This window comes from Cupriavidus sp. 21MJTG02-4 (assembly GCF_057798975.1).
Genome location: NZ_JBYOJP010000006.1, coordinates 75,536 through 89,043 on the forward strand (window position 1 = coordinate 75,536; position 13,508 = coordinate 89,043).

Annotated in this window: 10 protein-coding genes; 4 read left to right on the plus strand and 6 right to left on the minus strand. The window is 65.1% G+C overall.

The features are described from left to right. Positions 1 to 62: 62 nt before the first annotated feature. Both AC3FKH_RS14065 and AC3FKH_RS14070 read right to left on the minus strand, forming a co-directional pair. Positions 63 to 1,307 carry a thiolase family protein gene (locus AC3FKH_RS14065; protein WP_488676403.1) on the minus strand — a complete coding sequence of 415 codons (1,245 nt, stop codon included), beginning with the start codon at positions 1,305 to 1,307 and terminating at the stop codon, positions 63 to 65. Between the two features lie 29 nt (positions 1,308 to 1,336). Further along, the gene (locus AC3FKH_RS14070; RefSeq protein WP_488676405.1) at positions 1,337 to 2,110 is read right to left on the minus strand and encodes an enoyl-CoA hydratase/isomerase family protein; all 774 of its coding nucleotides are present in this window, start codon (positions 2,108 to 2,110) and stop codon (positions 1,337 to 1,339) included. 217 nt (positions 2,111 to 2,327) lie between these two features. Between AC3FKH_RS14070 and AC3FKH_RS14075 the strand changes: the two genes are divergently transcribed. Both AC3FKH_RS14075 and AC3FKH_RS14080 read left to right on the plus strand, forming a co-directional pair. After that, entirely contained in the window at positions 2,328 to 3,122 is a 795-nt protein-coding gene (locus AC3FKH_RS14075; RefSeq protein ID WP_488676407.1) for an enoyl-CoA hydratase/isomerase family protein, read from the plus strand. 25 nt (positions 3,123 to 3,147) lie between these two features. Further along, positions 3,148 to 3,909 (plus strand): SDR family NAD(P)-dependent oxidoreductase, encoded by a 762-nt coding sequence (locus AC3FKH_RS14080; RefSeq protein WP_488676409.1) that lies wholly within the window; start codon positions 3,148 to 3,150, stop codon positions 3,907 to 3,909. Positions 3,910 to 3,948: 39 nt separating this feature from the next. On the opposite strand, the gene AC3FKH_RS14085 is transcribed toward AC3FKH_RS14080, so the two are convergent. The 3 genes from AC3FKH_RS14085 to AC3FKH_RS14095 all read right to left on the minus strand — a co-directional run bounded on the left by AC3FKH_RS14085 (position 3,949) and on the right by AC3FKH_RS14095 (position 7,457). After that, positions 3,949 to 4,704: an SDR family NAD(P)-dependent oxidoreductase gene (locus AC3FKH_RS14085; RefSeq protein ID WP_488676410.1), complete on the minus strand. Its 756-nt coding sequence runs from the start codon at positions 4,702 to 4,704 to the stop codon at positions 3,949 to 3,951. 41 nt (positions 4,705 to 4,745) lie between these two features. Beyond that, on the minus strand, positions 4,746 to 6,101 hold the full coding sequence (locus AC3FKH_RS14090; RefSeq protein ID WP_488676412.1) for an MFS transporter: 1,356 nt from the start codon (positions 6,099 to 6,101) through the stop codon (positions 4,746 to 4,748). A 162-nt stretch (positions 6,102 to 6,263) separates the two neighbouring features. Then, entirely contained in the window at positions 6,264 to 7,457 is a 1,194-nt protein-coding gene (locus AC3FKH_RS14095; protein WP_488676414.1) for a porin, read from the minus strand. A gap of 389 nt (positions 7,458 to 7,846) precedes the next feature. On the opposite strand from AC3FKH_RS14095, the gene AC3FKH_RS14100 reads away from it, so the two are divergent. Beyond that, positions 7,847 to 8,878 (plus strand): DUF1254 domain-containing protein, encoded by a 1,032-nt coding sequence (locus tag AC3FKH_RS14100; protein ID WP_488676416.1) that lies wholly within the window; start codon positions 7,847 to 7,849, stop codon positions 8,876 to 8,878. Between the two features lie 20 nt (positions 8,879 to 8,898). Continuing rightward, the gene (locus AC3FKH_RS14105; RefSeq protein WP_488676418.1) at positions 8,899 to 10,329 is read left to right on the plus strand and encodes a DUF1214 domain-containing protein; all 1,431 of its coding nucleotides are present in this window, start codon (positions 8,899 to 8,901) and stop codon (positions 10,327 to 10,329) included. A gap of 186 nt (positions 10,330 to 10,515) precedes the next feature. Here AC3FKH_RS14105 and AC3FKH_RS14110 read toward each other — a convergent pair whose 3' ends face one another. Then, the gene (locus AC3FKH_RS14110) at positions 10,516 to 13,200 is read right to left on the minus strand and encodes an excinuclease ABC subunit UvrA (protein ID WP_488676420.1); all 2,685 of its coding nucleotides are present in this window, start codon (positions 13,198 to 13,200) and stop codon (positions 10,516 to 10,518) included. Between the last annotated feature and the right edge of the window lie 308 nt (positions 13,201 to 13,508).

Sequence of the window (13,508 nt, forward strand, 5' to 3'; positions counted from 1 at the left end):
CGTTCTGCACAGCCCCGGACGGGCGGGATGCCCACGCGATGCCGCCCGGGGGCCGCCAGCCGTCAGGCCAGCCCGAAGATGCCGACGTGCTCGGTCGATTCCTCGACGCGCCACAGCCCGCCGCCATTGCCCTGCAGGGCAATGCGCGCGCCTTCCACCTGGCGCTTGCCGCAGTTGCCGCGCAGCTGCTCCACCAGTTCGAAGATCTGGCCGATGCCGGTGGCGCCGATCGGGTGGCCCTTCGACTCCAGGCCGCCCGACGGGTTGATCGGCAGCCTGCCGCCCAGCGTGGTATCGCCGCGCTCGGCCATGGCGCCGCTGTCGCCTGGCTCGCACAGGCCCAGCGACTCCACTGCCAGCAGTTCGCCGATGGCGGTGGCATCGTGGATTTCGGCCACGCTCACGTCCCTGGGCGACACGCCGGCCTGCTCGAAGGCCGCCTTGCCGGCCAGGTGCGTGCAGCCGTTCTCGTAGTCGTCGGCCGCGCGGGCCGAAGCCGAGCGCACCACGCTTGCCAGCACCTTCACGGCTCGCTTGCGGTCGAAGCCGTACTTCTTCAGGCCCGCTTCCGTGCACAGGATCGCGGCGGCCGCACCGTCCGAGATCGGCGAGCACATAGGCAGCGTAATCGGGTAGGTGATCGGCGGTGCCGCGAGAATTTCCTCGATCGTCATGGCATTGCGGTACTGCGAGCGCTCGTTATGCACCGAGTGGCCATGGTTCTTCGACGAAACAGCCGCGAGCTGGCGCTGCGTGATGCCGAAGCGCTCCATCAGCCCGCCACGGCCAAGCGCTGCGTACACGTCCATGAACGGACTGTAGGGATTGGGCGACTGCGATCCCGGCGGCGGCACGATGGCCTTGCCCATCTCGGCCAGGTAGTTCTTGTTGTCCTCGAACGTCTCGACGTCCCAGGCGGACTCGAACGCCGAGAACATCTTGGCCTTGTCCTTCGAAAACATCTTCTCCGCGCCCACGGCGATGGCCACGTCGGCCGCGCCGCCGCGCAGTTGCGTCACGGCCAGGTTGAACGCATGGCTCGACGATGCGCACGCGCCCTCGATGTTGAAGATGGGAATGCTGTCAAAACCCAGAGGCAGCAGCGCGACCTGGCCACGGATCATGTGCTGGCCGTCGAAGTGGCCCTGCGTACAGTTGCCATAGAACGCGGCCTGCACCCACTTGCGATCGCAGGCCGCATCCTTCAGGGCGTCTTCCACCGCCCAGGCGGTCAGTTGCTTGATGGTCTTGTCGGCGTGGCGGCCGAACGGCGTCATGCCGACGCCGACGATGTAGATGTTTTCCATATTCGGTTCGTTTCCAGTGAGGCAGGCGATCAATAGCCCTTGAACTGCGGCGTGCGCTTTTCGGCGAAGGCGCGCAGGCCCTCGGCGATGTCATAGGAGCGCTGGTGGTCGCGCAGCGACAACAGCTCGTGGCGCAGCGCGTCGGCCGCCGGCTTGTCGGCGCATTCGTCGGCCACCTTCTTCATCTTGCGCAGCACCAGCGGGCTCTTGGCCGATAGCTTGTCGCCGATGGCCTGCACGCGTGCCACCAGCTCTTCGTCGGCGACCACTTCGGCCACCAGGCCGTACTGCTTCATATCCGCCGCCGGCAGCGATTCACCGGTGTACAGCAGGTACTTGGCGATGTTCTGGGGGATCTTGCGCGGGAGGATGGCGGCACCGCCACCGCCCGGGAACACACCGAAGTTCGAATGGGCGTCGCCAAAGCGCGCGCTTTGGGCGGCAATGACGAAGTCGCAGGCAAGCACGGTTTCCAGCCCGCCCGCGATGGCGAGGCCGTTGACGGCGGCGATGGTGGGCTTGGGGAAGGCGCGCAGCGTATCGAAGAAGGTGACGAGCGTGTCCAGCAGGTCCGGCTCGCCCGGGCCTGGTTTGCCGCTTGCCTTCAGGTCGGCGCCGGCGCAGAAGGCGGGGCCCGTGGCAGTCACCGCCACTACGCGCACCTGGTCGTCCTGCTGCCAGGCGCGCAGCTGCGCGGCCATGGCCAGCGCCATGTCCATGCTGATGGCGTTGCGGGCCTCGGGCCGCATCAGGGTGATCCAGCCGACCTGGCCCTTCACTTCAAATGACACGGGGTCACTCATGTCTTCTCCTCGATCGATTCGTTACGGCGTTCTTGCCTGCTCGTCACGATAGGCGCCGCCGGCCCTCGCTTCACCTCTCCTTCGGACAGGCGCGCCCTGCCGGGGCCACCTCCCCCGGCGGCTCACCCTGTCGCAGAGGGAGGCGACGCCACGAAGGGCAGATGGCTATCGTCTGAACAAGCCTTCCCGGCCCAACACCCATCACATCGGAGACAACATGGACTTCAGCACCTACCAGCACATCGCATTCGCGCGGCGCGGCCGCGTCCTCGAAATCACCCTGAACCGTCCGGAGCAGCTGAATGCCGTCAATGGCGGCCTGCACGCCGAGCTGGCCCGGGTGTTCATCGATGCGAACAACGACCCGGAGTCCGAGGTCATCGTGTTGACCGGCGCCGGCCGCGCCTTCTCGGCAGGCGGCGACCTGGAGGCCGTGAAGGCCGGCTTCGACGACCCCGCCGTCTTCCGCGTCACGGCGCGCGAAGGCAAGCAGATCGTCTTTGCCCAGCTCGACTGCGAGAAGCCGATCATCGCCAAGGTCAACGGGCCGGCGGTCGGCCTCGGTTGCAGCATCGCCCTGTTCTGCGACGTGATCTTCGCCGCCGACACCGCGAAGTTCGCCGATCCGCACGTGAATGTCGGCCTCGTGGCCGGCGACGGCGGGGCCATCATCTGGCCGCAGCTCATCGGCTACGCCCGCGCCAAGGAATACCTGCTCACCGGCGACCCGATCAGCGCCACGGAGGCCGCCCGCATCGGCCTGATCAATCACGCCGTGCCCGCCGCCGAACTGGACGCGCGCGTCGAGCAGTTCGCCGACCGCCTTGCCAACGGCGCGACCAATGCGATCCGCTGGACCAAGGTGGCCACCAATATCGGCCTCAAGCAGCTCGCGCACTCGATCATGGACACCTGCATGGGCTACGAGTGGCTGGCGAGCAAGACCGAGGACCACCGCGAGGCGATCACCGCCATCCTCGACAAGCGCAAGCCGTCCTTCACGGGCCGGTAAGCGGTACGGCCAGATGATGAAAGCCATGAAAGAGATGAACTTCAGCGACAAGCGTGTGCTGGTCACGGGCGGCGCCAGCGGCATCGGCGCGGCCGTGGCGGCGTTCTTCGCGGAGCGGGGTGCCGTGGTCTGTGCATCCGACCTGAACCCGGCAGAGGACCGGGCCGGATGCCGGATGCTAAGGGGCGATGTTTCTGCCGAAGCCGACGTGGAGCGCATCGCGGCGGAAGCGGCCGCCCATATGGGCGGCATCGATATCCTGGTCAACAACGCCGGCATCCTGGAACCCGCCCGCCGCACCGACCGGCAGGACGCCGCGACCTGGCAGCGGACCATTGACGTCAACCTCACCGGTACGTGGCTGATGAGCAAGGCGGTCGGGCGGCAGATGCTCGGACAGGGCGGCGGGTCGATCATCAATATCGCGTCGATCTACGGGCTCGGCGGCGGACTGGGCATTACCGCCTACACCGCCTCCAAGGCCGGCGTGGTGATGCTGACGCGCTCGCTGGCCTGCGAATGGGCGCAGAAAGGCATTCGCGTCAATGCGGTCGCACCGGCCATCATCCGCACGCCCCCGCTCGATGCCATGACCGGCAACGGACAGCTCGACGTCACGACGCTGGAACGCCGCACGCCGATGGGCCGGCTGGGCTATCCGGTGGAAGTCGCACAGGCGGTGGCCTTCCTCGCATCGGACTGGGCCTCGTACATTACTGGCGTGACCTTGCCGGTGGATGGCGGGTGGACCGCGTTCGGCGCGGATGGCAACGCCTCGCGGGGCTGACCGTGAATGCCCTCCGGCAGCGGCCGGAGGGCATCGTTGCTACGCTGTCAGGCCGCCATCGACCATGTAGTGCGCGCCCGTGACGAACGACGCCTTGCCGGAGCACAGCCACAGCACCAGTTCCGCTGCTTCCTCGGGCTCGCCGGCGCGGCGCAGGATTGACGCCGCGAGCAGCGCCTCCGCGCTTCCGGGCACCGATGCCGCCGCCAGTTCGTCGGACATCGCGGTCTTCACTACGCCCGGACAGATCGCATTGATCCGGATGCCATGCCGGCCATACTCGCGTGCTGCAGACCGGGTCAGGCCGATCACGCCATGCTTCGATGCGGCATACGCCGCGCTGTAGGGCGCAGCGCGAACCCCGGCGACCGACGCGGTGTTGACGATGGCCCCGCCGTGCGCCGTCATCGCCCGCAGCTCGTGCACCATGCAATGGAAGACCCCGGTCAGGTTGACGCCGAGGACGCGGTGCCAATGATCCAGCCCCTGGTCCTCTGTCTTCGATACATGGCCGGGAATACCGGCGTTGTTGAAGGCAATGTCAAGCCGGCCGAAGCGGCTGACGGCCGCCTGCACCATACCGGCACAGTCCTCCTCGCGGCTGACGTCCACGCGCCGGAACAGCGCCTGTCCGCCCTCGCCCGCAATCTCGGCGGCCACCGCCTGTCCGGCCTCCTCCGCACGATCAGCGACGACAACGCTCGCTCCCGCCCGCGCGAACAGCAAAGCGGCCGCGCGGCCAATGCCCGCCGCGGCGCCGGTGACGATGGCAATCTTTCCCTTCAACTCTGACATGCTCGCATTTCCCGGCATTGGATTGGATTCCCGCATGATCGTCACGCCGATTCCGACTGCAATGCGCCCACCGCGGCGGGCCTCGTCATCGCCCGCTTGACCAGCACGGCCATGCCGGCACCCAGGATGATGACCGCCATGGTATTGAAGACGGCGTGGAAGCCGAAGTTTTCGCGCAACATCACACCGCCAAGGATGGGCCCCAGGATGCCGCCGAAGCGGCCCATGCCCTGCATCCACGAGACGCCGAGCGAACGGGCGGTGGCCGGGTAGAACGCGGCGGCAAGGAAGATCATCGACGCCATGCCGCCGCTCAGCCCGATGCCGGTCAGCACGATGCTCGCGCAGACCCAACCGAGGTCCTGCGAGCTCTGTCCGATGGTCCACACGCCGAAGCCGCCGATCGCGAAGGCCACACCGATGACGGCGTTCTTCTCGAAGCGGTCCATCAGCCAGCCGAAGAACAGCGTGCCGACGATGCCGCCGATGGTCAGCAGGGTCGACATCAGCGTCGACTGGCGCCACGTGGCACCGATGGTCTGGAACAGCGTCGGCATCCAGCCGAGCAGCAGATAGTAGGCAATGCAGGCGAAGAAATAGCCCAGCCACAGCATGCCGGTGCCGAGGCGCAGCCCCTTCGACAGCACGACGGCAACGCCGTTGCGGCTTGCCGGGGTTTCGTCCGCCAGCGCGAACCGCGCGTCATCGGGCACGGCCTTCGGCGAGATGCGTTTGAGCACCGCGGCGATGGCCGGAGCCGGATAGCCGTGCTGCACCATGAAGTGCAGCGGCTGCGGCGTGGCAAACAGCATGAAGAGACCGAGCACGACAGGCAGGATGCCGCCGAGCACGAACACGCTTTGCCAGCCGTAGGCCGGCACCATGACCGCCGCCGCCCAGCCGCATGCCGACGCGCCGATCATGCCGCCGCAGCACAGCGCGTTGACCAGCAGCGCACCCATGCGCCGGGGCGCGTATTCGTACATCAGCGTCGCGGTTGCGGGCATTGCCGCGCCCAGGCCGAGGCCGGTGAGGAAGCGCCATACGCCCAGAGACATGACCGAGTCCGCCATGACCGTGGCGAAACTGCACAGGCCGAACATCCACATCGCGCCGATCATGACGGCCTTGGGCGTGAAGCGCTCGAACAGCGGCCCGGCCGCCAGCGCGCCGATCGACAGCCCGAAGATCGACGCGCTCATCACCGGACCGAACGCCGACTTCGCCACGCCCAGGTCCTGCGCGAGGACGGGGACGACGAAGCTGACGGCCACGTTATCGTAGATGTCGATGGCCACCAGCAGGAAGCAGGCGATCAGAATGCGCCACTGGTATGGCGAAAAGCGTTGCTGGTCGATGAACTGCTGAACGTCGACCGTGCGGTGGTCAATCGTCATGGCGTCTCCTGAGTGTAGTTATGGACCCCGGCCGCTGGCGCAGGGGGCCCGGAAGGCCGGCAATTCTGTCCGATGCCATGCCCGCCGGTAACGTCGACGATAGGGGAACGCCGGCCACTCTTCGCCTCTACCTTTGGGGGGAACGGCGTGCCGTGCCCCCACTCAGAAGATGTGCCGCACGCCTGTTGCCACGCCAACCATGTTCTTGCCGCCCGGAGGCTGCGCGTAGTTGAACAGGTACAAGGTGAAGGCACCGTCGTTGCCGAGGCTGCCGTTGTGCGCCCATGCCGTCGTGAGATAGATGTCCGTGCGCTTGCTGAGCGCGTAGTCGGCCACGAAGCTGACCTGCTGCGGGTTGGCCGGGTTGATGGCAACGCCGGTTGCACCGCCGAGGTTCATCTTCTTGATGTTCGAGTAGTAGTAGCCCAGTTGAAAGTCGAGCGCGGCCGTGGCCTTGTAGCTCACCCCGGCGAACCAGAAGTCGTCGCGCAGGGCCACGTTCCCGTTGGCGTAGGTCTGGTCTCCCCAGCGATAGCCGCCCGTCAGCTTGAACGGGCCCTCGGTATAGCTGACCCCGACATAGGCCTTGCGGATCTTCGCGGTCTGTCCGACCACCACGGACGGATTCCACTGGTCGTAGGCTATGCTTGCGCCAAAGGTCTGGCCAAGGTACATCAGAGATGCGCCGTAGGCGGTGTCGTCGCGCGGACTGCCAGGAATCTCACCGTTGCCGCCATTGGTCAGCCCGACACCGCCGACGCTCAGCGAAGACACCGGCGCGCCTGCGCCAAACGAATAGTGGGCACTGGCGTAGACGTCGCCGAACCGCCCCGTGTACTTGAGCGAGTTGTTCGGCTTGTAGTCGACGCCGACCAGCCAGACTGCCGGCTCGTAAGCTGGCGAAAAGCGATTCGGCGAGAAATTCACCACCACGTCGGTCAAGGATGAGAACACCTTGCCGAATGCCACCTTGCCCCAGGAATCATTGCCAAGTGCGATATATGCCTGCCGGTTGAAGCCGGCACTGTTCCCCGTGAAGATGCCCGTATCGGAGTTGAATCCGCTTTCGAGAACAAAGGATGCCTTCAGCCCGCCGCCAAGATCCTCAACGCCGCGCAAGCCCCAGCGCGAGGCTGACAGGCCGCTCTGGTTCATCATGCCGACGCGGGGACCAACGGGATTGACGCCGACACTCGGACCGGTGGCGCCCGGCGGCAGCGCGGTCGGCGCCGTCGCCACACGGTTGATGTACTCGATCCCCGCATCGATCACGCCGTAAAGCGTCACGCTGGTCTGCGCCAGTGCCACCCCAGGCACCGCGCTCAGCGCCGCCAACGCTACAAGCGATTTCCTCATGTTGCTGTCCCCTCTGATCCACGACCTTCTGAGGACTCATCATGGACAAGGAGATGTCCGCCGTCTCCTCCCTCTTGGGACAGGTGTCCCTCAGCGGACTGGCCCTGCGGTGCGCCGAGTGGCGGCCGAGGCGTCTCGGTTTCGATCTGTCGCCGGCAATAAGCGACTCATCCTGATCCCGCCTATTTTGCGAACCATGAGGCCTCGCATCAACTGTTGCAGGGAAACCGCGCGCCCCATGGCAGGGAAAGTCGCCCTGTCCAAATAGGGAGGAGACAAGGGGCATCTCCCGGACGTAGGCTTCCGGAGCCATACTGCGGCGGCGCGGCGCATTGTCCCCGCCGGCCTTGCGCAAGGATGGCATTCCTGTATGCGTGAGAGGAGACGCCATGAACCTGAGCGCTCGTACCCTTTGCAGCGCGGTGCTTTCGGCGGTCGCATGGTTCGCTTTGCCGTCGGTGGCGCAAACCGCGCCGGCCACGGTAACGGCCGACAACTTCGTGCGCGCCGAGTCGGACATGTACTTCGCCACGATCGTGAAGCAGGGTGGCTTCGGCAAGCTGCGCCACCAACGCGACGTGATGCCCATTGACCGGCAATCCGTCGTGCGCGCCAACCGCGACACCGCCTACTCGACCGGCGTCTTTGACCTCGACGCGGGTCCCGTGACGATCACGCTGCCCGACACAGGCAAGCGCTTCCGCTCGGTCATCGCAATCAACGAAGACCACTATGTGACGAGCGTTGCGTATGGGAACGGGCCCTACACGTTCACGCGCGACCAGGCCGGTACGCGTTACCTGATGATTGGCGTGCGCACGCTGGTCGACACACGCGATCCCGCCGATGTCCAGACACTCCACGCACTCCAGGACGGCATCACGCTGCGACAGGGCGCGCGGGGACGGTTCGAGGTGCCGGACTGGGACACGGGCAGCCAGAAGCGCGTGCGCGACGCGCTCGCTTCGCTGGGTGAAACCTTGCCGAACCTGAATGATGCCTTCGGCATGCCGGGCAAAGTCTCGCCGGTCCACCACCTGATCGGCACGGCCATCGCGTGGGGAGGAAATCCCCGGCAGGACGCTATCTATCTCAACGTGAAGCCGGCTCGCAACGACGGCGTGACCGTGTATCGCCTGCGCGTCGCCGACGTGCCGGTGGACGGCTTCTGGTCGATCAGCGTCTACAACGCCAAGGGCTACTTCGAGCCGAATGCACAGGGGGCGTACACGCTGAACAATGTAGTGGCAAGGAAGGATGCCGACGGCGCCGTGTCGGTGCAGTTCGGGGGCTGCGATGGCAAGCAGGCCAACTGTCTGCCCGTCACGCCCGGCTGGAACTACATGGTGCGCCTGTACCGGCCGCGCGCGCAGGTACTCGATGGCCGCTGGAAGTTTCCAGAGGCCCAGCCCGTCCAATAAACCCATTGCCGGAGAACATCGTGCAATCCTCACCCTCCTGGGGCCTGCTGTCCCTTGCGGCCGCCCTGTCGCTCCAGCCCGCCATCGCCCAGACCGTGCCCGCTGCCACATCGCCACTCGCCGCTGCCATGGCACCGGCCGAAGACCTGCGCAGCCAGGCCGTGGAGGCCGCCATCTGGGGCATGCCCATCGTCAGCGTCGACGCCATGCGCGAGGCATATTTTCGCGACGCAGGTGCCCGCTACAACGACATTGTCTACTGGTCGCGCCCGGCAGACTGGCGCAATCAGACCGCCACACCGAATTCGACGTCGCTCTACGTCTATTTCAACTTCAACCTGAAAGACGGCCCGGTCGCAGTGGACATTCCCCCTGCCGGCGACGTCGGCATATTCGGCAGCATGCTCGACGCATGGCAGGCTCCGCGCGCCGATATCGGCAAGGACGGCGAAGACCTCGGCAAGGGCGGCCGCTACTTGCTGCTGCCGCCCGGGTTCGATGGCCCCGTGCCCGCCGGCGTCATTCCGGTGCGGGTTTCCACGAACAACGGCTATGCCCTGTTCCGGATAACTCCGAAGACCTCGTCGCAAGGCGATCTCGACATGGCCAGCGCTGTCATCCGGAGGCTGCGCGTGGCCAGCCTGTCGGCGGCGCCGGGCACCGTGCCGCAGCGTTTCATCAACATGGACGGCAAGCTGTTTGACGGCATCGTGCGCTTCGGCGACACGTTCTTCCAACGCCTGGCCCGCATGGTGAGCGAGGAGCCGCCATCGACGCGCGATGCCGACGCCTACGCCCGTCTGCGTGCCTTTGGCATCGAACCGGGCAAGCCCTTCGCTCCCGATCCCGCCACGCGCGCCCTGTTGCGCGCTGCTGCGGAAGAGGCAAGGACCGGATTTCGCCAGACTCTGGTGAACGGCTCTCGCCCCTGGTGGCCGGGCTCGCAATGGGGAACCAGTTCGGCGGGCACGGCGGGCGCAAAGACCGCCTTCACCTTTTGTGACGCCCAACGCCTTGATACCAAGATGCGCGGCACAACGTTCTTCCTCGCCTACGGGATGCCGCAGAAATTGGGCAAGGCAACCTTCTACCTGACAGCCTGGCGCGACGCGCAGGGACAATTGTTCGACGGCTCGGGCCGCTATCATCTGCGCGTGCCACCGCAGGTGCCGGCACGGGAGTTCTGGGCGATCAACGTGTATGACAGCGAAACTGCCGCGTTTCTTCGCCGCGCCCCCCGCATCGGCCTCGATTCCCTCGACAAGAGGCTGCAGCGCAATGCAGATGGGTCCGTCGACATCTACTTCGGACCGCACCCACCCGAGGGCAAAGTTGAAAACTGGATTTATACCGAGCCCGGCAAGCAGTGGTTCGCATCCTTCCGGTTCTATGGACCTGAGGCAGCCCTTTTCGAAAAGACTTGGACGCTCGCGGACATCTCAACAGAGTGAAGTTTGCGGCGAACTCAGCGATGTTGTCGCGGGAACTGACGTGTATTTCAGCCGCCTGTAACGCTCCCCGCTGGCTTGAACCTCGAGGTACATGCAGCCACCGCCGGCGAGCCGATATTGCAACTCGCGAGGCGCGCTCTTCCTGATTTCCGCATCCGTAAGCATTGCGCCATAAGTGGGCACAGGCTATTTTTGTCTGCGACGACGATCCGGTACGCTCGATTCGGTCCGCGCCAGCTCCTGCGCAAGATACGGCGCCGTTCGACTGCTCGGCACCTGTGCCACCTGATGCGGGGTACCGGTAGCCACCAGACGGCCACCGGCGTTACCCGCGCCTGGCCCCACGTCCATCACCCAATCTGACTGCGCCACCGCACGCATGTCGTGCTCGATCATCACCACGGTATTGCCCGCATCGACGAGGCGCTGCAACTGTACCAGCAGCCGATCGGCGTCCGACGCATGCAGCCCGGTGGTTGGCTCGTCGAGCACGTACAGGTTGCGTCCGCGCTGACTGCGCTGCAATTCTGTCGCGAGCTTGATGCGTTGAGCTTCGCCTCCGGAGAGTTCGGTGGCCGGCTGTCCCAGGCGCAGATATCCAAGCCCGATTTCCCGCAGCAATCGAAGCGGGCGAGCTATTACCTCTTCATTGGCGAAGAAATCAAGCGCTTCATCTACCGTCATCTGCAACACCTCGGCGATGTTGCGCCCGTTCCAGAGTACCTTCAGCGTGGCCTCGTTATAGCGCCCACCATGGCACGTCGGGCAAGGCGCATACACGCTAGGCATGAACAAAAGTTCGACGCTGACAAATCCCTCTCCCTCGCACGTATCGCAGCGCCCTTTTGGCACATTGAATGAAAAACGGCCTGCATCGAACCGACGGCGGCGGGCATCTGGCGTGGCGGCAAATAGCTTGCGCACTTGATCGAATAGGCCGGTGTATGTCGCCAGATTGGAGCGCGGGGTGCGGCCAATCGGCTTCTGGTCCACCTGCACAAGGCGCTGAATGGCATCCACATCACCAGCCAGGTGGCCGCAGGTAACGTCGACTACCGCCGGCCCCTCGCTCGTACCTCCGTCGGCCGGTTCGTCCTCTGGTTCGTGGCCCAGATGCAGCAGCATCAGCTCGGGAAGAGCTTGCGCAACCAGACTGGACTTGCCGGAGCCGGAGATGCCAGTGACGGCGGTGAGCACGCCCAATGGAATGCGTACATCTACGCCGCGCAGGTTGTGCCGATGAATTCCCTGCAGCTCTAGCCAGCCGGACGCTTTGCGTCCGCGGCTGGTTTGCGCGGGGATCTCATCGAACAGGTAGCGTGCGGTGCGTGATTGCGCAACCTCGCGCAGGCCGGCGGGGGCGCCGCTGTAAAGCACGCGCCCCCCGCGCTCACCGGCATCAGGTCCGACGTCCACTAACCATTGTGCGCGCCGCATCAACTCCAGGTCGTGTTCAACCACGAACACCGAATTGCCCGCATCGCGAAGCTTGTCGAGCGCGTCGTACAGCGCCTGGCTGTCGGAGGGATGTAGCCCTGCCGAAGGTTCGTCGAGCACGTAGACTACGCCGAATAACATGGAACTCAGTTGTGTGGCGAGCCGCAGACGTTGCAGTTCGCCGGCCGAGAGGGTAGGCGTGGCACGGTCCAGTGTCAGGTAGCCCAAGCCCAAGCCTCGAAGTTGACGCAACCGCGCCACCACTCCGCCAGCCAAGCGTTGAGCGGCCAAGCGCTTTTCCTCTGATAACGCGGAAGTGCGGCGCACGTCCGGTGTGACCGTGTGCGTGGCGCGACCCGATGCAGCGCGCTCGGCTCGGTCACGCCGGGTCGCTTCCTTGTCGGTCGCCGCTCCGGCCGCATGGGCGCGGAAATCCCCTCGAGAAATGGGTTCGAGCAACGTCTCCAACCGGTCCAGCGACATTTGCATGAACTCGCCAATGTCCACCCCCGCGAACGTCACCGAAAGCGCTTCGGGCTTGAGCCGTTTGCCATGGCAGGCGGGACACAGCCTGCCTTCCATGAAGCGGGATACGCGCTTTCTCATCAGTGCGCTCTGTGTGCTGGCAAAGGTATGCAGCACATAGCGCCGCGCGCCGGTGAAGGTGCCCATGTAACTTGGTTCCAGCTTGCGCTTGAGAGCGGAGCGAGTTTCGGCAGGGGTGAAGCCAGCGTATACCGGTACTGTGGGTGTTTCCTCGGTGAACAGAATCCAATCGCGGTCTTTCTTTGGCAGGTCTTTCCACGGTCTGTCTATGTCGTAACCCATGGAAACCAGAATGTCACGCAGGTTCTGCCCATGCCAGGCTGGCGGCCAGGCAGCAATTGCCCGCTCGCGGATGCTCAACGACGGGTCCGGCACCATGGTGGCTTCGGTTACTTCATACACATGGCCCAGTCCATGACATGTCGGACATGCCCCTTGAGGTGTGTTCGGCGAGAAGTCCTCGGCATACAGCATCGGCTGGTTTGCCGGATAAGCGCCAGCGCGTGAGTACATCATCCGCACCAGGCTGGATAAGGTCGTCACACTGCCCACGGAAGAGCGCGCGTTGGCCGCGCCACGTTGCTGTTGCAGCGCTACTGCCGGCGGCAGGCCGTCAATGGCATCGACGTCCGGTACACCCGCTTGGTCGATCAGCCGCCGCGCATACGGTGCCACCGACTCGAAGTAGCGCCGCTGTGCCTCGGCATAGATGGTGCCGAAGGCCAGGGAGGACTTGCCGGAACCGGAAACTCCTGAGAACACCACCATTGCATTGCGCGGGATCGAAACATCCACCTCCTTGAGGTTGTGTTCGCGCGCCCCGCGCACTTCCACGAAGCCACTCGCCGCAGCGATACAAGAGGATTCACCGAAAGAAGTATCTGGCATTTTTTTAACCTGCAGTTCGTGAGGTGGCGCAGCGGCTCAAATTCCAGTTGAAGATCGATCAAGAGTCGGCGTCACTCTGTGCTGCGTCATCGAGCGAACGCAGCCAGGTGAGCCCCTTCGGCGAAGCCTTTTAGCAAGTCAGTCCAGCGCGTCCGAATCCAGCGTGACATCCTGGAGATGGGGGAGCGCGCGTTCGCAGAGCTGCTGCAGTTCATCGCCGGAGTGCGGTTCAAGCGTGTAGACCTGCGCTCTGGAGAGAAGCGCGGTATTGGCGGCCAGACCCGGATGCTCGGTGGTCCCTCCGACGA

Bases quoted from the DNA above. Each gene is read 5' to 3' on its own strand.
- AC3FKH_RS14065 (WP_488676403.1), bottom strand. From the start codon at position 1,307: ATGGAAAACATCTACATCGTCGGCGTCGGCATGACGCCGTTCGGCCGC.
- AC3FKH_RS14070 (WP_488676405.1), bottom strand. From the start codon at position 2,110: ATGAGTGACCCCGTGTCATTTGAAGTGAAGGGCCAGGTCGGCTGGATC.
- AC3FKH_RS14075 (WP_488676407.1), top strand. From the start codon at position 2,328: ATGGACTTCAGCACCTACCAGCACATCGCATTCGCGCGGCGCGGCCGC.
- AC3FKH_RS14080 (WP_488676409.1), top strand. From the start codon at position 3,148: ATGAAAGAGATGAACTTCAGCGACAAGCGTGTGCTGGTCACGGGCGGC.
- AC3FKH_RS14085 (WP_488676410.1), bottom strand. From the start codon at position 4,704: ATGTCAGAGTTGAAGGGAAAGATTGCCATCGTCACCGGCGCCGCGGCG.
- AC3FKH_RS14090 (WP_488676412.1), bottom strand. From the start codon at position 6,101: ATGACGATTGACCACCGCACGGTCGACGTTCAGCAGTTCATCGACCAG.
- AC3FKH_RS14095 (WP_488676414.1), bottom strand. From the start codon at position 7,457: ATGAGGAAATCGCTTGTAGCGTTGGCGGCGCTGAGCGCGGTGCCTGGG.
- AC3FKH_RS14100 (WP_488676416.1), top strand. From the start codon at position 7,847: ATGAACCTGAGCGCTCGTACCCTTTGCAGCGCGGTGCTTTCGGCGGTC.
- AC3FKH_RS14110 (WP_488676420.1), bottom strand. From the start codon at position 13,200: ATGCCAGATACTTCTTTCGGTGAATCCTCTTGTATCGCTGCGGCGAGT.